This is a genomic window from Vreelandella neptunia (genome assembly GCF_022489065.1).
Classification (GTDB): domain Bacteria; phylum Pseudomonadota; class Gammaproteobacteria; order Pseudomonadales; family Halomonadaceae; genus Vreelandella; species Vreelandella neptunia_A.
On record NZ_JAKVTW010000011.1, the window covers coordinates 41,927 to 65,556 of the forward strand.

Sequence of the window (23,630 nt, forward strand, 5' to 3'; positions counted from 1 at the left end):
GGGCGAGGTGGCCCGTATGATTGGACATATCCTGGCCACACTATTACCCGTGTTTTTAATTGCAGGTTGTGGCGCCGCCTATGGTCGCTACCGTACGCCTGACATTCGCAGCCTTAATACACTCAATATGGAGCTTTTCGTTCCTCTATTGGTTTTTGCGGTGCTTGCTGATCGTCAAGCGCCGTTGGCTGAATACGCGTGGCTTGCCTCGGCAGCCGTCGCGGTAGTGCTTGGTTCGGGAGTTGTGCTATGGCCGCTGGCTAAGTGGCTAAAGTTAGATATCAAAACCTTTCTTCCCCCGATGATGTTCAATAATGCGGGCAACATGGGGGTGCCACTGCTGGTATTGGCCTTTGGGCCCGATGCACTGCCCGCTGCGGTGGTGGTGTTTATTGTTGAAATGCTGCTGCACTTCTCGGTAGGGCTCTATATGCTCAACCCGCGCACTTCGCTGTGGCGAATGCTGCGCATGCCGATTGTATTAGCGAGTTTGGCGGGTTTGGCAGTGAATATCAGCGGGCTTGCGCTACCGGGCTGGCTACTGGAAGCGATGCACATGTTGGGCGGTGTCTGTATTCCGCTAATGCTGTTTGCGCTGGGGGTGCGGCTGCTGGAAATCGACTTTAGCGATTGGCGCACGGGGATGCTGGGAGCGGTGCTTTGTCCGCTTTCCGGATTAGTGATTGCGTTGCCGTTAATGTGGCTATTGCCGCTCAATGCATTGCAGGCAGCAGTGCTGCTGGTATTTGCAGCGTTACCACCCGCGGTGTTGAATTATTTGGTCGCAGAGCAGTACCAGCTAGCGCCGCAAAAAGTGGCTTCGCTGGTACTGATTGGTAATCTGGGGAGTTTAGTGGTAATGCCGCTAACCTTGGCTGCGGCATTCACGTGGGTATATGCACCGCTTTAACCGGCGGTAGGATGAGTGACTAACTTTTAACGATCACTTTTAACTTCATAGCTGCCTTCTAACGCGTCCTGATGACCTGGACGATGTTGCGCAGAAGCGTGAGGGTTTGTATTCCCTTCAGAGTAGCCGCCACCGATATCCTGCGCCTGCTGAGCACGCATTTGTTCCATACGCTTTTTCATTTTATGACGCATAAACGGCATCATTGCCCAGCCAATCAATAAGAAGAACAGGCCGAGTACCACACCGACTATCATCAACGCGCCAAAAGCCAACCATGTAAACAGTAGCTTTAAGCTACCGGCTAAACCCGTCGGTTGGGTTTGCGCTGCACGGGCGCGCCATTGGTTTGCCGCTTGCCATGCTGCGTTACGTTGGTCGCGATTCATCTGTGGCATGAGAGCCTCCATCGGTTATTCGCATCCATTGGAACACAGTTGCTCTAGCAAGTTCACTTCAGATTAGTACCCAGGCTAGTACTTAAGATAGACCTCAAGATAGTACTTATGATAATCCTCAAAAAAGTCATCAAGATAGTACTCGGCAGGAGCGTAGCCATTTTCTTGCCTAAACCCTGGGCGCCTATCCTGATGACAGTTTCTATTCCCAGTTTCTAAGCCCAGCTTCTATTTCTATGTCCAGCTTATACGCCCTGTTTCTGCGCACAGTTTTTACGTACCGTTTTACGCCCAGTGCGATTAGGTTTTTCAAATGTTACCATTAAGCTGTACAACACAAGTTTAGCTGTACAAGCATGCGCTTTGTTTGCCGTGCTTATCTAAACAGAGCTCATTTAACAGGACGGTTATATGGCTAATCATGGAGGCAAGTCGGTCTTCATCGCATCAGTGGTGATTATTTTTGGCTTGGTAATTGTCGGGGCGTCATTTCCTGAAGGATTTGCCAACGCGGCAGAGGGAGCGTTAACGAGTATTACCGAGTTATTTGGGTGGTTTTATCTATTTTCTGTCTTTGGCTTTGTGATTTTTCTATTTGGCTTAGCGCTGAGTAAGTATGGCAAGGTGCGTTTAGGCCCCCAGGACAGCCGCCCCAATTATACGTTCTTCTCGTGGATCAGTATGCTGCTTGCCGCAGGCTTTGGTGTCGGGCTGGTGTTCTATGGCATGGCGGAACCCATGTTTCACTTCATTGAGCCGCCCTATGGCGACAGAACCGCCGAAACCGAAGCGGCCGCTCGCTACGCCATTCAGTACAGCTACTTTAATTGGGGTATTCATCAGTGGGCCGCCTTCTCGATCGTCGGTTTGATTATTGCCTATTTTCAGTTCCGGAAAGGGCAGGCCGGGCTTGTCTCTTCTGTACTGTCGTCGATAACGGCTAAGAACCCTAAAATTCGCCCCTATGCTTCCTGGTTGGATGTATTTGCGGTGGTGGCCACTGTCATGGGTGTCGCTACCTCGCTTGGGTTGGGTGTGCTGCAGATGAATGGCGGGTTAAACGCCGTGTTTGGACTGCCGGAAAACGGTTTTTGGCAGTTTGTGATCCTCTTCGTAATGTTCTGCGCCTATATGGCATCGACTTGGTCGGGCTTGGATAAAGGCATTAAACGTCTATCTAATCTCAATATGGTTTTGTGTATCGGGTTGATGCTGTATGTGCTGTTCACTGGCCCTACCGTGGCGATATTAGAGACCATCACGGTGGGTATTGGTGACTATCTGCAGAACTTTATTGGTATGAGTCTGCGTATCTCCCCCTACAGCGATAACGAGTGGGCGAGCAGTTGGACGATTTTCTACTGGGCCTGGGTCATTGCCTGGTCGCCGTTTGTAGGTACCTTTATTGCCCGTGTATCTCGTGGTCGCACCATTAAAGAGTATGTGTTTGGGGTGCTGTTCGTGCCGCCGCTGCTCGCCTGTTTATGGATTGGTGTTTTCGGTGGCGCGGCGTTACACATGGAGTTGAATGGTACCGATATCGGGCTGGCTGCAGCGACCCAAGATAATATAACGGTTGCGCTGTTTGAAATGTTTGAATTGATGCCGTTTACGGGCGCTCTATCGGTCGTTGCGATGATGCTAATCTTTATATTCTTGGTCACATCCGCTGACTCGGCCTCGTATATCGTGGCGCAAATGACCGATAATGGTTCGATCAATCCGCCGCTTTATAAACGTGTCATTTGGGGTGTGTTGATTGCTGCTATCTGCCTAACGCTCATTGCCTCCGGGGGTTTAACGGGGCTGCAGTCAGCATCGGTGCTGTCGGCACTGCCATTCACCTTCATTCTGTATATGATGGTGTTTGTGTTGGTCCAGGAGCTGCGCGCAGACCGTAAGGCGATGCTGACACAGCTTTATCGTCGCCATGGCGAAACGCCGGTGGGTGCCGATGCCTTTGAAGCTGAGCTATTAGGTGAGGAAGAACGCCTTCGCCGTGCGCCCAGTGTGGTCAATCGCCGTATTAATAGTTAGCATCAACATGAATAAGCAAACTTTCCATTACGGGAGTGCGCTACTTCAGGAGCATGTCACATGGAGAGAAGATGCTAATGGCGCGGCACGGACGCCATGGTGCGACGCGAAGGCAGCCCAAAGGGGTGGCCTTCGATCGCTGGCTTGACCGAGTCGTCACCGTTGCGGTATTGACCGCGATGGTGATTGGTCTTGCCGCCGTGATGGCCCACTGGTTGTTATAACGCTATTAGTTCTCTGTCATGTTGCTGCTATAACGCCCGGCTTTAAGCCGGGCGTTTGTGTGTTCCTACCCGGTTTCGGCCCATCCGTTTAGCTTGGTAGAGATGTTGATCAGCGAGTTCTATTAGCGCCTCAGCGCTAATTAAAAAGCCTGGGGTCATGCTGGCAACCCCCATGCTAACGGTGAGGTCTGAATGCGTGCTTGAAAAAGCGTGAGGAATGGCCAACGACAGCACGGCTTCGCGTAAGCAGTTGGCAACGCCTACCGCGTCTTCATGGTCCTTGCCTGGCAGGACACAAACAAACTCTTCGCCGCCGTAGCGGGCGAGTAACTCTTTTTCCGCATTGATACATTGATTGAGCGCACTGGCGACCGCGCGAAGCGTATCGTCACCCATGGCATGACCATAGTGATCGTTAAACTCTTTAAAGTTATCGATATCAATAAAAATCACTGAAAGTGGCTGCTGCGTTTGCAGTGCCAAATGCCAGTGGTGTTGATAGAACTCATCAAATTGGCGGCGGTTCGCAACGCCCGTTAAGCCATCCATGTTAGAGAGGTGATGGAGCTGGTCGCGCTGCTCCAACCCTTGCTGAAAGGCATTTAACAAGTGATCCAGGCTATCCACCAGGTGCCCCAGCTCGTCATGCTGATGGCCTCGCAACATTGGTTTGGGCCACTGGCCGGGGCGGTTGGGATCCGTTTGGGTAATGGCAGCATGCACTTTGAGCAGTGGACGAGTGATAAATAGATGGAAAAAAGCGATTACCAGAATGCTTAAAATAAACGCCTCTAAAATACTCACGCCGACCACCGTATAAATACGCGCCAGGAACTGCTGGGTTAAGTAACCCTCTGCCAGCATCAGTTCAATCTCACCGACGGCCGCTTGCGGCATATCGCTGCCCATGTAGTAGGCGAGGATGGTTTTGTGATGCAGTATATCGCCAAATAAATATTGACTGAGCCAGGTCGAGTCAGCCTGGTTGGGTCTCTCGAATTCAGCCAGAGCGCGACCAAAATCGTCACGAATGGAGACCCAAGCGACCTCATCATCATTAAATAGCCCATAGGCGATTTGGTGGGCAAGATCGGGGTTAAGCTGGAACGCGGCCTCAGCTGCTGCGCCGTTAACTACCGCTAGCTGTTGGGTAATGCGTTGTTCGGCTTCCTGGCGCATATTGGTTGCGTGGCTGAGAAGCTCAATACTGCCTGCTACGCCACTAATCAGCATAGCGATGAGCAGGGTGAGCAGCGCTTGCTTAGTGGTCAGGCTGCCCTTTTTAGGCGCGACGACAGGGGCCAACATAGCAAAGCGTGGGCGAGGGCTTATCACTGGCTCTCCCCCTGCATATCCTGATGCAGGGCATCCAGTTGCGTTTGCAGTCGCGCCAGCAGTGTTTCAGAAACGCTGGGGTGACAGGCGAGATAAAGCGGTGCACTGGAAAAAGTAAACAAATGCTCAAGCGCGATATTCTGTTCTTCTGCCATAAATTCACCGGTTGCTTTGCCTGTCACAATCACATCAAGCAGGCCTGCTTTTAAACGCGCAATATTTTCTCGCTCTGAGGGCGCGCGCACAATATTAATACCCTGAGACGCCACATGATCACCCACGGCATCTTCACGAAAACCACCCACTCGCAGCTCGCCCAGGCCCTGAAGTGAGGCAATGCCGAGATCGCGTCCGGCTAAACTAAAGGCTGCCCATTCATTGACCACCAGCGGCCCAACCCATTGAAACAACGTTTCACGCTCCTGAGTACGGGTCGTGGAATAAACGCAATGTTGCTGGCGTAGGCGTGCTTCGGTGAAAGCGCGTGCCCACGGGAGTATGCGAAAATAAGCCTCAATGTCAGCTTGGCGTAGTGCGTTACGCAGGAGTTCGGTCGCACTGCCAATGATTTGTCCTTGATCATCCGCGTAGTTGAACGGTGGATAATCTTCCGTGTTGATAGTGAGTGGCATCGCTTGAAGCGGCAGGCTGCAACTACCCATGGCAGTGAGAAGAGCAACGCCCATGCGGTATCGCCATTGGCGAGTTACGTCATTAGCCATCGTCAACTACCTCTCAGGTCGACTTGCCTGCACTTTTTCTAATGCTTGTTGCATGAGCGATACCAAGCGTTGATCTGTGGCTTGGTTAACAGCAAAGTATAGGGAAGATTCGCTGAGTGTATGTATCGGCGTTAAACTATTTTTAGGAAATCCTTCGGATTCAGCAATCCAGGTGGCCACATCTGCACTGTATGCCCATAAATCCACCCGGCCACGGGCGAGCATATGCAGCGCACTGCGATTATCAATGGCAGGCAGCATTAGGTGCTCAGGATAGCCAGCTTCCAGCAGCGCCTGAGCGCCAATATCTTCACGAATTACGGCCACCTTCAGGCCTTGATTAATTGCCTGTGCCAACGAATCAATCGTGATCGGAGCGTTGCGGTGGGCGAGTAGCGCGATCCGGTCTTGGCCAATTGGCCCCACCCAGTGAAAGCTGGTTTCTCGGCCTGCGGTGCGATTAGTAGAAAACAACACGGTGTTGGGTTGGCTCAGTGCGAGTTCATAGCCCCTAACCCACGGGTAGAGCCGTACGTCCTGACGGCTGAGTGGCGTGTTGGTTGCCACAAAAATAGCTTCCAGTAACTCAATTGAACGTCCGGTTAACTGCTGATTGTTAACATAGTTGTAGGGCGGGTACTCTTCAGTGATAAAGGTAAGCGAGGCCAATCCTTCGGAAGTTTCAGCATGTACGCCTAGAACCACCGCCAGCCAAAGCCATAGCACGGCCATCAACCTTTTTAATAGTTGTGGATATAATCGCCGTCGTGATGGCCAGACTGATCCCATCGCGGTTTACCTATATTGCTTCTCGATAAATCAAACTTAGAGCAAGGCTGGTCGGCTGTCACCTCAAATCTACCAACGCAAGCCGTGGCGTATCAGCACTTCCACCTGCTAGGCTTACGACTTCCCCTGTGAGAGAAAACTAATGCTCCCTGCTAACACTGCTAAGGCGACTGATGCCTATGCATCGCGTCGCGAAATTTTCGGCTGGGCGATGTTTGATTTTGCCAATCAGGCTTACACACTACTGATTATTACCGTGGTGTTTGGCGAGTTATTTACTACCGTTATCGTGGGGGATCGAGGCGATAACTTCAGACTTGCCAACTTTTTATGGAGCCTTGGCCTGGCGATTAGTTATCTGATGGTGGTGATCACGGCTCCGCTATGTGGCGCGGTGATGGACTACCGGGCTGAGAAAAAGCGCTTTCTTCTCTTTAGCTACCTTGCCACCGTGGTCACCACGGCCATGCTGTACTTTGTTGAACCCGGCTACGTCATCATTGGCCTGCTATTAATTGTGCTGTCTAACTACGCTTACTCCATGGGGGAGTCGTTTATAGCGGCCTTTTTACCTGAACTTGGACCGCCAGAGTCTCTAGGTAAAATTTCCGGTTTTGGCTGGGCGCTAGGCTACATTGGAGGGCTATTTGCAGCGGGCTTCACTCTGGTGGTGTTAGGTGAGGCAAGCGCGGAGAACTTTGAGCGTATACGCTGGGTTGGCCCCTTCGCCGCTGGGTTTTTCTTGATTACCGCCATTCCCACGTTTTTATGGCTAAAAGAGCGTGGTACGCCCCAGCCTCGTGGCGTCTCTTATCGTCATATTGCCCTGCGCCGCGTTACGTCCACGCTGTATGAGTTACGGTATTTCAAAGATTTGACCGTATTTTTAATTTCGCTGTTGTTCTCGATGGCGGGTGTTTACATCATTATCGCGTTTGCCTTCATCTATGGTGCCCAAGTGATTGGTTGGGACGAGAGCGTACGCAATATTATGTTCATTATCGTTCAAGTCACTGCGGCGGCGGGCGCATTGGGATTTGGTTGGTTACAGGATCGGCTAGGGGCCAAGCACACTTACCAGATGACGCTGGCGCTCTGGGTGTTGGCGATTATTGCGATCTGGGCAACCCCAGAACTTACCCAGTGGGTAAACGCACAATTTGAGGTGCAGTGGCAGGCTCAATACGTATTCCTGGTCGTAGGTTGCTTGGCGGGAATGAGCCTCGGCTCTAGCCAATCTGCCAGCCGGGCACTGGTGGGGCTATTTTCACCCCTGGAGAAATCAGCGGAGTTTTTCGGCTTTTGGGGGCTGGCTAATAAATTGGCGGGGGTGTTTGGCATTGTCATGCTGGGCGTGTTGCAAACGCTAATTGGCTTACAAGCGTCTATTCTATTATGTGTTGCCTTGTTCGTTATCGCGATGCTGATTTGCGCCAGGGTCAGCGAGCGACGTGGCCGAGAGGCGGCGCTTGCTTGGGAAAGTAAGCCGCCATATCAGTCTTCATAAAGCTTGGTGAGTCGCCCTTACCTCAGCGAGGTGAAATATGCTGACGCACACAACGGCAACGCAAAGAACACAGCGTGGTGGCATCGTTATGATGCTGCTGTTTTGGGTACTGTTAATGGCGGTGGGCACCTGGTGGATTCACGGTGGCCTGGAAGAGATGATGCGCCCCAACGCTAATATTGTGCATACCCTGCCTGCGGGTGAGCCGGTTACCTTAAAGCGTAACCGTGCCGGACATTTTGAGTCTCCAGGCCGCATCAATGGTGAGCCAGTGACTTTTTTGCTCGACACGGGTGCCACCTACGTGGCGGTATCATCGAGTTTAGCTAACGAACTGGGCTTGGCTTCAGGACGTAGCGCCTGGTTTAATACCGCTAATGGCCGAGTAGAGGGCACCTTAACCGAACTGGATGAGGTTTCACTGGGCGGACTAAAAGTGCAGAATGTGCAGGGGTCAATTAGCCCTGGCATGGAGCGCGACACTGTCCTGCTCGGCATGAGTTTTTTGAATCTTTTGTCGATTGAAATGCAGGCCGGTGAGATGGTATTGAGCCTTCCTGAGCAGTGAGCTCAGCTTGTGAAGGCATTATTGACACGATGAGCTAAACAGACACGAGTGCCAACACGCTAAGGAGTTGCTATGGGCATTGAAGTAGGTGGGTTGTTAGGACTAATTTGGCTGGTCATTGTGATCTGGGCCATTGTCAAAGTTGCCAAAAGCGGCGCAGGTGGTGTGTCCAAGCTTATATGGATCCTGGTACTGCTGTTTTTCCCGCTGGTTGGCTTAATAGCGTGGTTCTTATTTGGTCCGAAGGGATAGCGGTTTATAAATTAGCGTGATCAAATGAAAAGGCAGGCCTATGATGGCCTGCCTTTTTGGTAACTTGAGCATTAATCACTCAATAAATTAATTGCTCAATAAAGCGTTACTCAATTGTGTCGTTTCCTTCACCGGGTGGCGCTTTATAATGCCCGGGTATTTTTAACTTTTCCCCGTTGGGCAGGTCGCGCACTTGGGTTGGAATGTAAACACGTTTAATAACACTTTTCGTTTTGCTACTTCCCATGGCAGGTTCCTCCTGTCAAATTGTCGACAGTTAGCGTTTCCACATTAGCTCTCGCTGGGGTGAGAATCAAGTGTCAGGCTCCATGCATCCATCAATAAGCGTGATTGTAACGACAGAAGCGGGTGTTTTGATGGTTTTGAGTTATCCTGGGAGCCAATAATAGGGCACCTGCGTTGATACTGGGTGAGCGGGTGAAAAAATAAACAGCCTAAGCGGAGTGCAAAAAGAGGATGGTAGATCATTTGGAACAGCAATTTCAGGCGCTTGAGTCACAAGAACCTGTAATGCCTGACTATCCCGATCAAGATCATGTCCTGATCATTGAAGATGATCAGCGCCTGGCCGAACTTACTCGCGATTACTTGGAAGCAAACGGCTTCCAAGTAACGCTGGAAGCTGACGGGGCGAAAGGGGTGGATCGCATTTTAACCCTGCAGCCTGACTTAGTGATTTTAGATTTAATGCTGCCAGGCGAAGACGGATTAGCCATTTGCCGTCGCGTCAGACCCAACTTTGCGGGCCCGATCATGATGTTGACCGCCCGCACCGATGACCTGGATCAGGTCTTGGGTCTCGAAATGGGCGCCGATGATTACGTGCCGAAACCCGTTCAGCCGCGGGTACTGCTGGCGCGTATGCGAGCACTGCTTCGCCGTGCAGACGGACCTGCCCCGGATGGCGAAATGCGTCTGCGCTTCGAGAACCTAGAGATAGACAACGCTACCCGCGAAGCCTGGCTCTCAGGTGAGCGTATTGACTTAACCAGCGCTGAATTTGATTTGTTGTGGCTACTGGGGCGTAACGCAGGCCGAGTGCTCACCCGTGAGGAGATATTCAGTGACCTTCGGGGGATCAAGTACGACGGGCAAGATCGCTCTATTGATGTACGCGTGTCGCGCATTCGTCCCAAAATTGGTGATGATCCAAATCAGCCGCACCGGATCAAAACAGTGCGTAGTAAAGGTTATCTCTTCGTTAAAGACAGTTGATTATTCAGAGGGAAAGCATCATGCGGCGGGTGCTCAGTAACGGCTCGTTTTTACGGTTCTATTTGTTGCTGGGCGTAGCGCTATTGGTGGTGTTTGTGATCGCGTTAGCCGGTCGTTCGTTTATCGAACAGGTGCGCCGCGAAGATTACCGTGAACAGCTTGCTGCGCTACCGATGTCGCTCATGACGACACAATTGGCCGACCTGCCGGTAGAGCAGCGCAGTGGCTTGCTCGATCGTTTTTCAGAGCAGCTTGAGCTACAGCTAACCCTGCAGCCCATCAGCGATGCAGATCTCGGCTATTTTGAACGGTCGCGCTTGGAGCAAGGCAAAATACTGGTGGCTGAACGCCCTTGGCTATTACAGCAGCGCCTGCCGGGTGACACTTGGCTGCTGCAAGCCAGGCTTGACGACTGGAGCGAGCACCAATGGCACGGCAGCATCGCGCTATTGGGTGACTGGCTGGCGGCTGTGCCTGAAAATCAGCGAGATAGCCGCATTGATGAGCTGCGTCAAGGCAGTTGGCCACTTCAGCTGTCTTCTACGTTGCCTGAGGGGCTAACGGCACAGCAGCAGAGGCAGCTGGCTAGCGGCAGCGTCATTACCCAGTTAGTCTCTGATAAGCTCTCAATCACACTGTTATATCAGCTGCCCGGCGAGTCTCAATGGCTGCAAGCGGGGCCCATTACCCGTGGGGATACGCTGCCGCCAAATTTACACCTTCCCCTTCTGGTGGGGTTGATGATTGTTCTCAGCCTGATTATCTATCTGATTATGCGCAGTATTGAAGCCCGCATGGCGCGACTGGAACTGGCTGCAACGCGGATTGCCAGTGGCCGTTTGGAAACCCGAGTAAAAGTCGAAAGCGGTGATTTTTTAGGCCGGCTGGGCATGGCATTCAATGGCATGGCCAATCAGGTGCAGAGCCTGCTGCGTGGTCAGCAAGAGATGATTCGAGCGGTTTCCCACGAATTGCGTACTCCGGTGGCGCGCATTCGCTTTGCCGTGCAAATGGTTGAAGATATGACCGACCAGCCCGCTATCCGCCGCCAGTTGCAGGGCATCGATGCGGATATTGCCGAGCTTGATGAGTTGGTCGACGAAATTCTCACCTATGCACGCCTAGGTGGTGAAACGGTGAACGGTGCTGAGCTGGAAACCGCTTTGGTGGAGTGCCGCGCCATGGCGGAGCGTGTGATAGATACTCTTTCACCGCTGCATAAAGGCTTAACATTGACGCTGTCAGCTGGCCCCGAAATTGAGCTGCTGGCGGAGCCGCGCTATCTTCAACGAGCGTTGCAGAATTTAGTCGGTAATGCCTGTCGCCATGCCAAGTCTCAGGTGGTGATTCAGCTTTGGGATGAGCCCAACCTGGTGCGTATCGACGTTGAGGATGACGGCCCCGGTATTCCCCCTGAAGCACGGGCGGATATCTTTAAGCCATTCGCCCGGCTGGATGACAGCCGCGCGCGTAGTTCTGGTGGCTATGGGTTAGGGCTGTCGATTGTTCAAAAAATCATGGCCGGGCATGGCGGCAGCGTTACCATCGATACCAGCCCCTCGTTGGGCGGGGCGCGTTTTACGCTGCTGGTTCCGCGTCGCGATCCGCCGGTTTAACCCCTGTCAGCACCGCAAAGGAGGTCTCCCGAGCGGTGCGCAAGAAATCCTGCATCCACGGCGCTTCTCGAGTCTCATCGCGAATCGCCGCATATAGCGTGCTCCATACGCCATGCTCGCCTAATTTCACTGCGCTAACGTAATCGCGCTCTAAATACTCGGTCAGCGCCCAGTTAGGTAGCGCGCAGACGCCGCGGCCACTGGCCACTAACTGCATCATCATAATGGTTAATTCCGCCGTGCGGATCTCACGCGGGCGGACGTTGGCCGGTTGTAAAAACTGGGTGAAAATATCCAACCGCGACTGCTCAACGGGGTACGTGATCAAGGTCTCCTCAGCCAGCGCCTGCGGGTCAATAAAGCCTCGCCCCGCAAAGGGGTGCTGCCGGGCCACGGCCAATAATCCCTCATAGCGAAACAGCGGTGCGTAGTGAATGCCATCGAGGGGCTGTGGGTCGGCGGTGATCACCAGATCCAGCTGTTCGCGGGCAAGTGCCGGGAGGGGATCGAAGTGATGACCACTGGGTATATCGATTTCCACCTCTTGCCAGTGATCGCGAAAATAGTCCACTGTCGGCATCAGCCACTGAAAGCAACTGTGGCACTCAATAGCCATATGTAATCGGCCCTGTTCGGTGCCAGCTAAACGCGCTAAGTCGCGCTCCGCTTTGCGAACTTCAGGTAGTACCTGATCGGCTAAGGCAAGCAGCCGTAAGCCTGCGCGGGTAAATTCCACCGGGCGGGTCTTGCGCACGAATAGCGGGCTATCCACGCGGCTCTCCAAATCTTTCAACTGATGCGAGAGTGCTGATTGGGTCAAATGCACGCGATCGGCAGCATCGACAAGTGAGCCGGTTTCGCGCAGGGCGAGCAGCGTGCGTAGGTGGCGTAGTTCAATCATGGCATTTTGCGATCATAGTGAGTTTAATCATTGTGAGTATAATTCATCTTTACTATTAGAAACTTTAGTTTGATTCAATAAGGGGTTGTGGCCAGACTGTGAAAAATCATTCACGTTAGTAGGTTTCATCATGACAGTTTCTCATATCCTCGGCTATCCGCGTATCGGTGCCCAGCGCGAGTTAAAAAAAGCCACTGAGGCGTACTGGAAAGGCGAATGCCCCCGTAGTGAATTGGAAGACACAGGCCGTGAACTTCGCTTGCGCCACTGGCAGGCGCAGCAGGATGCCGGTTTGGATTTTGTTAGCGTGGGCGATTTCGCCTTTTATGATCAAGTGCTGAACGTTTCAGTCACCTTAGGTGCCGTACCTGCACGCTTTAACGCCCAAAAGGAAGTAGCTGGTGGAGATGTTGATCTCGACACCGCCTTTCGTATGGCCCGTGGCCGCGCCCCCAGCGGTGAGCCAGCCGCCGCCTGTGAAATGACCAAATACTTCGATACCAACTACCACTACCTCGTCCCCGAACTGCACGAAGAGCAGGTATTTACGCTGGCCTCTAACCGCCTCTTCGACGAAGTTGATGAAGCGTTACGTGCAGGCTTTACCCCGAAAGTAACGCTAACCGGGCCGTTAACGTGGCTGTGGCTGGGTAAAACCAAAGGCAGAGACTTTGATCGCCTGACGCTACTAGACAGCGTACTCAATGTGTATGGCGAAATATTAGCGCGGCTTGCTACTCAAGGCATTGAGTGGGTACAGCTGGACGAACCCGCACTGGTGCAGGATCTCCCATTGGCGTGGCAGCAGGCCTATGAGCGTGCCTATCACCGCCTTCAGTCTGCGCCGCTAAAACTATTGCTAGCCACTTACTTCGGGGGCTTGGGCGACAACCTCTCCCTGGCGACCCGTCTACCCGCGGCGGGTTTACATATCGACGCCGCGCGCGCACCGCAGCAAGTCGAAAGTGTGATTGACCGCCTTGGGCCCCATCAAGTGCTATCGATTGGTTTTGTCGATGGCCGCAATATCTGGCGAGCTGATTTAGCGGCGTTGCGGGAGCGTTTGCTGCCATTAAAAGTACGCTTGGGGCAGCGATTATGGCTGGCACCGAGTTGCTCGCTGCTGCATGTGCCAGTGGATTTGGCGCAGGAGACGGAGCTTGGTGATGAGCTGATCAGCTGGCTGGCCTTTGCGCGGCAGAAACTGGACGAAGTCGTCACGCTGACCAGGTTGATTGATAACCGCGCCACCCCAAACGATGAGCAGCGCCTGGATGAGGCCACACGTGCGCTGGATGCACGGCGTGAATCTAGCCGCATCCATCAAACGGTTGTTAGTGAGCGATTGGCGGCGATTAGCCCTGCCGATAGCCAGCGCCAAGTGCCTTACAGCCTGCGTGCCGAGGCGCAGCGGCGCGCGCTTAAGCTGCCGCTATTTCCGACCACAACGATTGGCTCTTTTCCGCAAACCGATGAGATTCGTGCTGCCCGGCGTGCGTTTAAAGCGGGTGAGCTGACGTTAGCTGACTACGAAGCCCGTATGCAGAATGAGATCGCCTACGCGGTTGAGCGCCAGGAAGCGCTGGATATCGACGTGCCTGTGCATGGCGAAGCCGAGCGTAACGACATGGTGGAGTATTTTGGTGAGCAGCTTGAAGGCTTTGCTTTTACCCGGTTTGGCTGGGTACAGAGCTACGGTTCACGCTGCGTTAAGCCCCCGGTTATTTTTGGTGATGTTTCCCGCCCTGCGCCAATGACGGTGCGTTGGAGCCAATACGCCCAAACCCTGACCAGCAAACCTATGAAGGGCATGCTAACCGGACCGGTGACCATTTTGCAGTGGTCATTTGTACGTGATGACCAGCCGCGGGAAACCACATGCCGCCAGATTGCCCTTGCTATGCGCGATGAGGTGCTGGATCTGGAAAACGCCGGGATCAATGTGATTCAAATCGATGAGCCAGCGCTGCGCGAAGGGCTGCCGCTGCGCCAAAATGAGTGGCAGGCATACCTTGATTGGGCGGTCGAGAGCTTTCAACTCAGTGCCGCGGGCGTTGCCAACACCACGCAAATTCATACCCATATGTGCTATTCGGAGTTCAACGACATTATTGGTGCAATCGCTGCACTGGATGCCGATGTGATCACTATCGAAACATCGCGCTCGGACATGCACCTGCTGGACGCCTTCCAGGACTTCGCTTATCCCAATGAAATTGGCCCAGGCGTTTACGATATCCACACCCCGAATATCCCCGAGGTAAGCTGGATGGTCGATTTGATGGAGAAAGCGCTGGAAAAAATCCCCGCTGAACGGCTGTGGATCAACCCTGACTGTGGCCTAAAAACCCGCAACTGGGCGGAAGTGGAGCCCGCGCTGGCCAATATGGTGGAAGCCGCTAAGGTGCTGCGCCAACGCTACTCATAAACGATCATCGGTCTGATTCAACTCCGCTGCACGAGCAGCGGAGTTTGGGTATGAAGGCTAGCTTTTAGATGCCCTAGCTTTTCGATGCATAGGCGTAGAGCAGGGTTTCCTGAGCGCTGATAGCGTCGCTCTCGCCCGGATCCCGGAGCAGGTAGCTACCGTCGGTCTGCAGCAACCAGCTCTGGCAGTTATCCACCAGATAGGTTTCCAGATCCTTGCGTACCCGGGTAGCGAGCTTTTTATCCAGCAGCGGAAAGCAGGTTTCTACACGGTGGAACATGTTGCGCGACATAAAGTCAGCGCTTGAGCACCAGGTCTCCGACTTGCCATCATTGTGGAAGTGGAAAACACGGGTATGCTCCAGCAAACGGCCGATAATAGAGCGCACGCGAATGTTGTCGGAAACGCCCGGCACCCCTGGCTTCAAACAGCACATACCGCGAATAATCAAGTCGCACTCAACGCCTGCTTGTGAGGCACGATAAAGTGCTTTAATGAGCTTGGGTTCGGTTAACGAGTTGCACTTAATGATGATATGTCCACGTTTACCCTTGCGCGCTATCTGCGATTCACGGTCAATCATCTCCACCAGCCGCTCATGCAGGGTAAAAGGGGCGTGGAGCAGGGTATCAATTTTACGCGCACGCCCCATCCCCGACAGCTGCTGAAACACTTTATGCACATCGGCACACAGTGCTTTATTCGCTGTCAGCAGGCTGTAATCGGTGTAAAGCTTGGCAGTTTTAGAGTGGTAGTTGCCGGTGCCCAGGTGCGCGTAGTAGCACAGCTCGCCTTTTTCGCGGCGGACAATGTGTAGCATTTTGGCATGGGTTTTATACGCCATAATGCCGTAAACAACGATGGCACCAGCTTCCTGCAACCGTGACGCTAACTGTAGATTGTCCGCTTCATCAAAACGTGCGCGTAGTTCGATCACGACCGTGACTTCTTTACCCTGACTGGCCGCTTCTACCAGCGCGCTAACGATGGGAGAGTCTGCGCCCGTACGGTACAACGTCTGCTTTACCGCCAACACATGGGGGTCGCGGGCAGCTTCACGCAGCAGGTCTTCAATCGGAGTAAATGACTGGAAAGGGTGGTGCAGCAAAATATCGTTCTTGGCAATGGCATTAAACAAACTGCCCGATTTGAGCGCTTTGGGAATGCTTGGCGTAAACGGTCGATAGAGCAGCTCCGGGCGATCGACATCGCCGAGCACCGACATCATGCGGGTTAAATTCACCGGTCCTTTGACCCGGTATAAATCGCCGTGCTCAAGCTCAAATTGGCGCAGCAGGAAGTTAGTCAAGTCATCGGGACAGCTGTCTGCCACTTCTAAGCGCACGCCGCTGCCGTAGCGGCGTGCCAAAAGCTCACCGCGCAGCGCAGAGGCAAGGTCGGAGACCTCCTCTGGATCAACGCTCATATCCGCGTTACGGGTCAATCGGAACTGGTAACAGCCGCGCACACGCATACCGGGAAACAGCTCATCAGCGTGGGCGTGGATCATTGATGAAAGAAAAACGTACTCCGAAAAACCCTCTTCGCATAACTCTTTGGGCAGTGCCATCAGGCGAGGTAGCGAGCGGGGGGCTGGCAGAATGGCCATGCCGCCCGCCCGGCCAAAGGCATCCTTGCCTTCCAGCTCAACAATGAAATTGAGGCTTTTATTCACCAGGCGCGGGAAGGGGTGTGATGGGTCTAAACCGATTGGGCTAATGACCGGCATGATTTCGTTATCGAAGAATGCCCGAGCCCACTCTTTTTGCTTTTCAGTCCACTGGTCGCGACGGCGAAAACGCAGCCCGTGGGTTTCCAGTGCGGGTAGTAAGGTGTCGTTAAGTATTTGATACTGGCGATCAATCTGGGTATGCGCGACCTGGGATATCTCCGCCAATACGGCTTTAGGCAGACGGCCATCGGCGGCGGTAGTATCGTCTCCAAGCGCGATTTGATGCTTTAAACCTGCAACGCGTATCTCGAAGAACTCATCCATATTGGACGAAAAGATCAGCAGAAACATCAGCCGGTTGAGCAGCGGGTGAGCATCATCTAATGCCTGTTCCAATACGCGAATATTAAATTGCAGGTGTGACAATTCTCGGTTGAAGTAGAGCTGGGTGTCATCGAGATCCGTTTCCGGCAGCGCTTCACGGGCTTGAACGCCGGTAGGGGTGCGGTTAATTCGTAGCGGCATATCGCCGTCGCTGCTGGTTTGATCAGTAGACGATGATGGTAAGGAATCTGAAGCTTGCTCGTCCATAGTGGATCTCCCCGCGTTGATGGCTCGAAGGTATCATAGCCTGATACTTGTATATGAAGGCAGTATGCGGGGAGAAGATGACAAACAAGTGTCACCTTGTTGTCATCTTTGTCGCAACGAATTAGTGACGCTGCAATAAACGTGCCGCGTCGAGGGCGAAATAGGTCAAAATTCCATCGGCGCCTGCTCGTTTGAAACACATCAACGATTCCAAGATGACCGGCTCTGCTTCTAGCCAGCCATTATCAAAGGCGGCGCGGTGCATGGCGTACTCGCCGCTAACTTGGTAGGCAAAGGTGGGGACCTGTAGCTCAGATTTTACGCGGCGAACGACATCCAGATAAGGCATGCCGGGTTTGACCATTACCATATCCGCACCTTCGGCGATATCCATGGCCACTTCGTGTAGCGCTTCATCGCTATTGGCTGGATCCATTTGATAGGTACGTTTGTCTGCTTTGCCCAAGTTAGCCGCGGAACCCACCGCATCGCGGAAGGGCCCGTAGTAGTGTGACGCATACTTAGCGCTGTAAGCCATGATGCGCACGTTGTGCAGATTCTCTTGCTCCAGCACTTGGCGAATAGCGCCAATGCGGCCATCCATCATATCGGAAGGGGCTACGACGTCGGCGCCTGCTTCAGCATGGGAGAGGGCCTGCTTTAGCAGTGTGTCTACTGTACGGTCATTCTGCACGTAGCCATTCTCATCGAGAATGCCGTCCTGTCCGTGGCTGGTGTAGGGGTCGAGCGCCACGTCAGTGATAATGCCCAGTTCTGGCAGGGCTGCCTTGAGGGCACGTACACTTCGTTGTACTAAGCCGCTCGCGCTATACGCCTCTTCAGCAAGCTCCGTTTTGTGCTCTGGGCCAACGACGGGGAACAGTGCCAATGCGGGAATGCCAAGCGCATAAGCCTCTCGGGCTTGCTCAATCAACAGGTCGATAGAGAGCCGCTCAACGCCGGGCATTGAGGCCACGGCTTCACGCTGATTTTCTCCTTCCAGTACAAACACCGGCAGGATCAGGTCTGAAGGGCTCAGGCTGTTCTCTTGCATTAAGCGACGTGAAAAATCATCGCGGCGCATGCGGCGCATACGTGTGGCAGGGAAGTGGCGGGGAGTAGGTGTGCTCAAAGGGTCTCTCCATTAAGGAACGCATATGAGGGTGCCCGAAGGCCTGGACGGAGTATATCAGCCATACCCTGCGGCGAAAGCCGTCTTGTGACAACAAGGTAGACTGACTAAAGTGAGCAATTGCTTTGCTGTATTGCGTTCGGCAGACCCTGGGATAAGGAGATAGGCATGACCAAACAGGTAGCGGTGATTTTAGCTGGCTGTGGCGTTTACGATGGTTCAGAGATATATGAGACCACGCTAACGCTGCTGCGCTTGGATCAGTTGGGTATTGGTTACCACTGTTTTGCCCCGAATATAGAGCAGCATCATGTTATTAACCATCTCACCCAAGAGGCGGTTGAGGGCGAGCAGCGTAATGTGTTGCAAGAGTCTGCCCGTTTGGCGCGGGGAGATATTAGCCCGCTGGAAGAGTTAGACGCTGATAATTTCGATGCAGTGATTGTGCCCGGTGGGTTTGGTGTCGCCAAGAACCTGTCGGATTTTGCCACTGCCAGTGACAACATGCAGGTGCTTGAAGCGCTAAAAACGTCGTTGGCTGGTTTTCGCCAAGATGCCAAACCGATTGGCTTGATGTGTATTTCGCCGGTATTGGTGCCCCGTCTGTTAGGTGATGGGATTGCGGTCACCGTGGGTAATGATCCTGCGGTTTCTGGGGCGATCAGTGCCATGGGCGGGTTGCACCGCAGCTGCGCGGTAGAAGATATCGTCGTTGATCTTGAACATCGCGTGGTGACTACCCCGGCGTATATGCTGGCCACGCGCATCAGTGAAGCCGCTACCGGTATCTTTAAACTGGTGGATCGCATCAATGAAATGATGGAGTAAGCCGCTACTTAAAAAGTGTGGGCTATATAAAAGCCGCCGCCATCATTGATGGCGGCGGCTTTTTAATTAGCTGCCCGTCAACGGCTAGGGTTAAAGGTCAGCTTCTTGCTCTTCAGCGGCTTCTTTCTCAGCTTGGCGTTTACGTACCAGGCGTCCAAACAGTAGGCCAACTTCGTAAAGCAAATACATTGGGATCGCCAGTAGGCTTTGAGAAATCACATCCGGTGGTGTTAGGAGCATCCCCACCACGAAGCAGCCTAATAGAATGTAGGGGCGCTTTTTAGATAGGCTTTCCACCGTCGTGGCGCCAGAAAGAATCAGTAAGAAGGTCGCAATAGGAATTTCAAATGCTACACCGAAGGCAAAAAACAGCTTAAGAACAAAGTTCAAATACTGGTTGATGTCAGTCATCACAGCGACATTTTCAGGTCCCGTTTGGGTGAAAAACTCAAACAGCAGCGGAAAAACCACGTAATAGGCGAACGCCGCGCCGCCATAAAAAAGCGCAATGCTCGACACCAGAATCGGAATCGCCAACGCTTTTTCATTGTCGTAAAGCCCCGGCGCAATAAAGGCCCATGCCTGATGCAACACAAAGGGAATAGCGATAAACACCGCCACAACCAAGGTGAGCTTAAATGGTGCCAAAAACGGCGAGGCCACTTCCGTGGCAATCATCTGCGAGCCTTCAGGCAGCAGATTCATTAATGGCTCGGCTACAAAGGTATAAATATCATTGGCAAAGGAGTATAGGCCCAAAAAGATCACCAGTATCACGATCACGGCACGCATTAGCCGTGAACGTAATTCGATCAGGTGCTCAATGAGGGGGGCTTGGCTCTGTTCTTCACGCGGCTCCTTTGAATCGCCAGACATACTCATTGGTGATTACGATCCTTATTTAATGCAGCCTTTTCAGTTTCAGCCAGTTCAGGTTTCGCCTCGCGGTTAGTCGCTGAAGGTGACGCGGGTGGCTCTTCGCGCACTGTTTGAAGGGCGTCATCTAAACGCGCGCGGGCCTTGGCAACCCGTTGTTCCGTATCGCTTTTAGCCGCGTTGGTTGCCGGGGGAGTAGTTGAGGCAGTAGTTGAAGAAGAAGGGGCGTCGGCAATGCTTTCTACGTCCAGCTTGGCTTTTTTCAAGCTGCTGTCGAGCTTCTGCTGCTGCTCGTTAAGCTTTTGCCTAAGCTCTTCCGCTTCCAGTTGGGCGCTGATTTCACGCTGCATGCCAGATACCGTGCGCTTAATTTTGCCAATCCACATACCCGCCGTTCGGGCAGCACGGGGCAGCCGCTCCGGGCCAAGCACCAATAGCCCAACGACGCCAATGAGCATCAGTTCAAGAAAGCCGATATCCAGCATGATTTATTTGCGCTCTTCGTTGCGGTCGTTGGCGGCCTGTTTCTCTTCGGCTTGAACGTCATACGTATTGCCAGGCTCTTCATGGCTCACTTTGGCATGAGGTTTGTCGCTGTCTTCTTTATCGCTCTCTGTGTTTTTCTCTTCATCATGGATGGCTTTCTTGAAGCCCTTGACCGCCCCGCCAAGGTCGGTGCCCACGTTACGCAGTTTTTTGGTGCCGAAAACCAGGATGATGATGCCCAGAACAATCAGCAACTGCCAAATACTAATACCACCTAACATATGCGTTTCCTCATGGGAGCAGGTTGACTATCTCGTGTCTATCTTTCTCGTTTCTAGCTAACTTGTTTCTAGCTATCTCGTTTTTTCTAGCTAGCTTTTTTAGCTCTAGCGTGAACCGCTGTGCGACAGCTTATAGGGCTAGCTATGGCTGACGAGACGCTTTTTCATCGTGTCCAGATATGCCAATGCGACGTGCCAGCTCGTCTAAAACCGCTTGATGATCCATCTCAAGGTGGGACAGCATCACCAAGCTATGAAACCACAGGTCGGCAGTTTCAGAAATCAACGCTTGACGCTCGGCTTCACCGCCGTGCTCGGCATCTTTTGCCGCAAGCACTGTTTCAGTCGCTTCTTCGCCAACCTTTTCGAGTATCTTGTTCAAACCCTTATGATGCAAGGAGGCAACATAAGATTCTTCTGCTGCTGCATGGCGCCGCTGCTTCAATACCTCATTAAGCGTATCCAGTACATTAGCATTGTTAGGCGATAATGCGTTGCTGTCCATGGGAATCCTTATAAACGTTTAATGCGCCTCTCGGCTATGGCTTATTGCCACACCAGCAGTAACAGGCCGATAGCGGCGGCCGCTAGTATTGGCCACTCCTGAAGCGCTATCCAACCGCTTAATGGCTGCCAGGCCAGCGCTAGTGCTAGTAGAATCAGGCCAAGCCTGAGACGGTATAGCCGCTTGCCCTGGCGTGCCATCTGTTCACGCATGGCGTTGATCGAGTCGACCTGCTGGTGGCGTTGTCGATGCTCGTGCTCCATACGGCTGAGTGCTTGGTGCGCGAGTACTGGCAATTCAGGTAGCTGGCGCGATAGTTCCGGTGCCTGACGTTTCATCGACTCCCATAAACCGCTAACCCCTGCACGCTCTTTCATCCACTGCTCTAGATAGGGTTTGGCAGTGCTCCAGAGATCCAGGTCGGGATACAGCTGGCGCCCTAACCCTTCGATATTGAGCAGCGTTTTCTGCAGCAGTACCAGTTGCGGCTGCACTTCCATATTAAAGCGGCGCGCGGTTTGAAATAGCCCCAATAGCACCTGACCAAAGGATATATCTTTTAAGGGTTTCTCTAAAATAGGTTCGCATACGGTGCGAATGGCCGCCGCGAACTCATTGGCACGGGTATTTTCACCCACCCAGCCGGACTCAATATGCAGCGCAGCGACTTCGTAGTAGTCCTGGTGGAAAAACGCGAGTAGATTGCGCGCCAGATAGTCTTGATCTTCCCGTGTCAGGCTGCCGACAATGCCGCAATCGATGGCGATGTACTGGGGGTCTTCGGGATTGTCGCAGTTAACGAAGATATTGCCTGGGTGCATATCCGCATGGAAGAAGTTGTCACGAAATACCTGGGTAAAGAACAGTTCGACGCCGCGTTCGGCGAGTTTTTTCAGGTTAGTGCCCCGGGCAATCAGGGTGTCTAAATCGGCGACCGGAATGCCGCGAATGCGCTCCTGCACCATCACGTGGCGTCGGGTGAAGGGCCAATAGATAGTCGGCACAAACAGCAGCGGTGAGTCTTTAAAGTTACGTTTGAGCTGCGAGGTGTTGGCGGCCTCTTTATAGAGATCCAGCTCGTCAAACAGCGTGGCTTCGTAGTCACGAATCACTTCCACGGGGCGCAGGCGGCGAGCCTCGGGGATTTTGGAAAACAGTTTGGCGACTTGGTACATCAGCGCCATGTCCTGGCGCATTACGCGGTCAATACCGGGGCGAATGATTTTCACCACCACGTCTTCACCGCCGTGCAGCGTTGCCGCGTGTACCTGGGCAATGGATGCCGAGGCTAGTGGCACCCGGTCAAACTCTGCAAAGGCCTCTTCCAACGACATTTCCAGCGCTTTCTCGACCCGAGCGGCGGCTTGCTCGCCAGGGAAGGGCGGCACCTGATCCTGTAGACGTTTCAACTCATCGGCAATATCCGCGGGCAGCAGATCGCGACGGGTCGAGAGCATTTGGCCAAATTTGATAAAAATCGGCCCCAGCGCCTCTAACGCCAAGCGAAGGCGTTCGCCGCGAGTTCGCTTGCCAATAGGCACCAAGCGTAGCGGTGAAAACCAAAGCAGCGCGCGCAGCCACCAGGGCAGGCGCTCTAACGGCAGCAGCGTATCCAGTCGATGGCGCGTAATGACCCAGCTTATACGCAGCAGACGCAGACTCATGGGCTCGGCTCCTGAGAGGCATTTTGCTGCTGCGTTAGCTTTCTTTGCAGGCGTTTGAAGCGCGCTTCCAGACGATCAGTGGCGACTTCTAATTCGGTCAGGTGTTCGCGTAAGAGGTTGCGCTGTTGCGGCCCTGGAAGCAGTCGCGCCTCTTCAAAAACGTATTCAGAAACGTCTTGCATCAGCTCATCTTTTGCACGCAGTCCCCAGCGGGCGGCGCGCCGCAATCCTTCTGCCAGCGAGTGGGCGGGCATGTCACCTAGCCACCTGGCCAGCTCGCTTTCCCAGTCAATGTCCAAATCAAAAAGCAGGTCGCGGGTCGCTTCAAGAAGATGGATACGCCCACGCACGGCTAATTTGCCGTCAAACATGAGCCGTTCAATTGATGCGCCGCTAAGCCACTCGGAAAGCGTTTCTGGGGTCATCTCTACGACTGCGTCCACATCGGTTTCTTCGATGTCTTCGCCACGCATGAGGTCGAGCCCCGCGTAGTGATAGTGAATGACTAGCGCTAGATGTGGCTGCTCCAGACGCACCAATAAGCGACTGCCCGACAGTGCCGCCAGCCTTGCGGGGGCTGCCGGGTCACGGGCGAGTAGGGCATTGAGTGTGCGTTCACATCCGGCCAACAGCAGGGTCGGGGTTACCAGCATGCTGGCCTCTGGGTCTGTA

General features: G+C 53.3%; 23 protein-coding genes. 10 read left to right on the plus strand and 13 right to left on the minus strand.

Annotation, left to right across the window (positions count from 1 at the left end):
- Positions 1 to 16 precede the first annotated feature (16 nt).
- Positions 17 to 910 (plus strand): AEC family transporter, encoded by an 894-nt coding sequence (locus MLE19_RS14430; RefSeq protein WP_240718856.1) that lies wholly within the window; start codon positions 17 to 19, stop codon positions 908 to 910.
- Between the two features lie 26 nt (positions 911 to 936).
- Here MLE19_RS14430 and MLE19_RS14435 read toward each other — a convergent pair whose 3' ends face one another.
- A complete protein-coding gene (locus MLE19_RS14435; protein WP_240718857.1) occupies positions 937 to 1,308 on the minus strand; it encodes a hypothetical protein in 372 nt (123 codons plus the stop codon).
- 411 nt (positions 1,309 to 1,719) lie between these two features.
- Between MLE19_RS14435 and MLE19_RS14440 the strand changes: the two genes are divergently transcribed.
- A complete protein-coding gene (locus MLE19_RS14440) occupies positions 1,720 to 3,345 on the plus strand; it encodes a BCCT family transporter (protein ID WP_240718858.1) in 1,626 nt (541 codons plus the stop codon).
- A 77-nt stretch (positions 3,346 to 3,422) separates the two neighbouring features.
- Positions 3,423 to 3,569, plus strand: coding sequence for a hypothetical protein (locus tag MLE19_RS14445; RefSeq protein ID WP_240718859.1), 147 nt, complete (start codon positions 3,423 to 3,425; stop codon positions 3,567 to 3,569).
- 42 nt (positions 3,570 to 3,611) lie between these two features.
- Here the strand turns inward: MLE19_RS14445 and MLE19_RS14450 are convergent, their stop codons facing one another.
- From MLE19_RS14450 to MLE19_RS14460, 3 genes are read right to left on the minus strand one after another with little or no spacing between them, the layout of a single operon-like run.
- A complete protein-coding gene (locus MLE19_RS14450; RefSeq protein WP_240718860.1) occupies positions 3,612 to 4,904 on the minus strand; it encodes a GGDEF domain-containing protein in 1,293 nt (430 codons plus the stop codon).
- Positions 4,901 to 5,626: a substrate-binding periplasmic protein gene (locus MLE19_RS14455; protein ID WP_240718861.1), complete on the minus strand. Its 726-nt coding sequence runs from the start codon at positions 5,624 to 5,626 to the stop codon at positions 4,901 to 4,903. The genes MLE19_RS14450 and MLE19_RS14455 overlap by 4 nt, the downstream gene beginning before the upstream one ends.
- A gap of 6 nt (positions 5,627 to 5,632) precedes the next feature.
- A complete protein-coding gene (locus tag MLE19_RS14460) occupies positions 5,633 to 6,358 on the minus strand; it encodes a substrate-binding periplasmic protein (RefSeq protein WP_240718862.1) in 726 nt (241 codons plus the stop codon).
- A gap of 199 nt (positions 6,359 to 6,557) precedes the next feature.
- Between MLE19_RS14460 and MLE19_RS14465 the strand changes: the two genes are divergently transcribed.
- The 5 genes from MLE19_RS14465 to MLE19_RS14485 all read left to right on the plus strand — a co-directional run bounded on the left by MLE19_RS14465 (position 6,558) and on the right by MLE19_RS14485 (position 11,594).
- Positions 6,558 to 7,922, plus strand: a complete 1,365-nt coding sequence (locus MLE19_RS14465; RefSeq protein WP_240718863.1) for an MFS transporter — start codon at positions 6,558 to 6,560, stop codon at positions 7,920 to 7,922.
- Between the two features lie 37 nt (positions 7,923 to 7,959).
- Positions 7,960 to 8,490 carry a retropepsin-like aspartic protease family protein gene (locus MLE19_RS14470; RefSeq protein ID WP_240718864.1) on the plus strand — a complete coding sequence of 177 codons (531 nt, stop codon included), beginning with the start codon at positions 7,960 to 7,962 and terminating at the stop codon, positions 8,488 to 8,490.
- A 72-nt stretch (positions 8,491 to 8,562) separates the two neighbouring features.
- Positions 8,563 to 8,742, plus strand: a complete 180-nt coding sequence (locus tag MLE19_RS14475; RefSeq protein WP_240718865.1) for a PLDc N-terminal domain-containing protein — start codon at positions 8,563 to 8,565, stop codon at positions 8,740 to 8,742.
- 477 nt (positions 8,743 to 9,219) lie between these two features.
- Entirely contained in the window at positions 9,220 to 9,978 is a 759-nt protein-coding gene (locus tag MLE19_RS14480) for a response regulator (protein WP_008957562.1), read from the plus strand.
- Between the two features lie 20 nt (positions 9,979 to 9,998).
- Positions 9,999 to 11,594 carry an ATP-binding protein gene (locus tag MLE19_RS14485; RefSeq protein ID WP_240718866.1) on the plus strand — a complete coding sequence of 532 codons (1,596 nt, stop codon included), beginning with the start codon at positions 9,999 to 10,001 and terminating at the stop codon, positions 11,592 to 11,594.
- Here MLE19_RS14485 and MLE19_RS14490 read toward each other — a convergent pair.
- Positions 11,557 to 12,495, minus strand: coding sequence for a LysR family transcriptional regulator (locus MLE19_RS14490; protein ID WP_240718867.1), 939 nt, complete (start codon positions 12,493 to 12,495; stop codon positions 11,557 to 11,559). The genes MLE19_RS14485 and MLE19_RS14490 overlap by 38 nt on opposite strands.
- Before the next feature lie 130 nt (positions 12,496 to 12,625).
- On the opposite strand from MLE19_RS14490, the gene metE reads away from it, so the two are divergent.
- Positions 12,626 to 14,923 carry a 5-methyltetrahydropteroyltriglutamate--homocysteine S-methyltransferase gene (metE, locus tag MLE19_RS14495; protein ID WP_240718868.1) on the plus strand — a complete coding sequence of 766 codons (2,298 nt, stop codon included), beginning with the start codon at positions 12,626 to 12,628 and terminating at the stop codon, positions 14,921 to 14,923.
- Between the two features lie 73 nt (positions 14,924 to 14,996).
- Here metE and ppk1 read toward each other — a convergent pair whose 3' ends face one another.
- Entirely contained in the window at positions 14,997 to 17,186 is a 2,190-nt protein-coding gene (gene ppk1, locus MLE19_RS14500; RefSeq protein WP_240718869.1) for a polyphosphate kinase 1, read from the minus strand.
- Between the two features lie 121 nt (positions 17,187 to 17,307).
- Entirely contained in the window at positions 17,308 to 18,318 is a 1,011-nt protein-coding gene (gene hemB, locus MLE19_RS14505) for a porphobilinogen synthase (RefSeq protein WP_240718870.1), read from the minus strand.
- A gap of 168 nt (positions 18,319 to 18,486) precedes the next feature.
- Between hemB and elbB the strand changes: the two genes are divergently transcribed.
- Complete coding sequence (gene elbB, locus MLE19_RS14510) at positions 18,487 to 19,146, plus strand: isoprenoid biosynthesis glyoxalase ElbB (protein ID WP_240718871.1); 660 nt, start codon at positions 18,487 to 18,489, stop codon at positions 19,144 to 19,146.
- A gap of 90 nt (positions 19,147 to 19,236) precedes the next feature.
- Here elbB and tatC read toward each other — a convergent pair whose 3' ends face one another.
- From tatC to MLE19_RS14540, 6 genes are all read right to left on the minus strand, one after another.
- Entirely contained in the window at positions 19,237 to 20,028 is a 792-nt protein-coding gene (tatC, locus tag MLE19_RS14515) for a twin-arginine translocase subunit TatC (RefSeq protein ID WP_240718872.1), read from the minus strand.
- Positions 20,025 to 20,507 (minus strand): Sec-independent protein translocase protein TatB, encoded by a 483-nt coding sequence (gene tatB, locus MLE19_RS14520; protein WP_240718873.1) that lies wholly within the window; start codon positions 20,505 to 20,507, stop codon positions 20,025 to 20,027. Before tatB ends, tatC begins: the two co-directional genes overlap by 4 nt.
- Positions 20,508 to 20,510: 3 nt before the next feature.
- Complete coding sequence (gene tatA, locus MLE19_RS14525; protein WP_240718874.1) at positions 20,511 to 20,789, minus strand: Sec-independent protein translocase subunit TatA; 279 nt, start codon at positions 20,787 to 20,789, stop codon at positions 20,511 to 20,513.
- Between the two features lie 142 nt (positions 20,790 to 20,931).
- On the minus strand, positions 20,932 to 21,294 hold the full coding sequence (locus MLE19_RS14530; RefSeq protein WP_240718875.1) for a phosphoribosyl-ATP diphosphatase: 363 nt from the start codon (positions 21,292 to 21,294) through the stop codon (positions 20,932 to 20,934).
- Positions 21,295 to 21,335: 41 nt separating this feature from the next.
- Complete coding sequence (ubiB, locus tag MLE19_RS14535; RefSeq protein WP_240718876.1) at positions 21,336 to 22,958, minus strand: ubiquinone biosynthesis regulatory protein kinase UbiB; 1,623 nt, start codon at positions 22,956 to 22,958, stop codon at positions 21,336 to 21,338.
- On the minus strand, positions 22,955 to 23,611 hold the full coding sequence (locus MLE19_RS14540) for a ubiquinone biosynthesis accessory factor UbiJ (protein ID WP_240718877.1): 657 nt from the start codon (positions 23,609 to 23,611) through the stop codon (positions 22,955 to 22,957). Before MLE19_RS14540 ends, ubiB begins: the two co-directional genes overlap by 4 nt.
- Between the last annotated feature and the right edge of the window lie 19 nt (positions 23,612 to 23,630).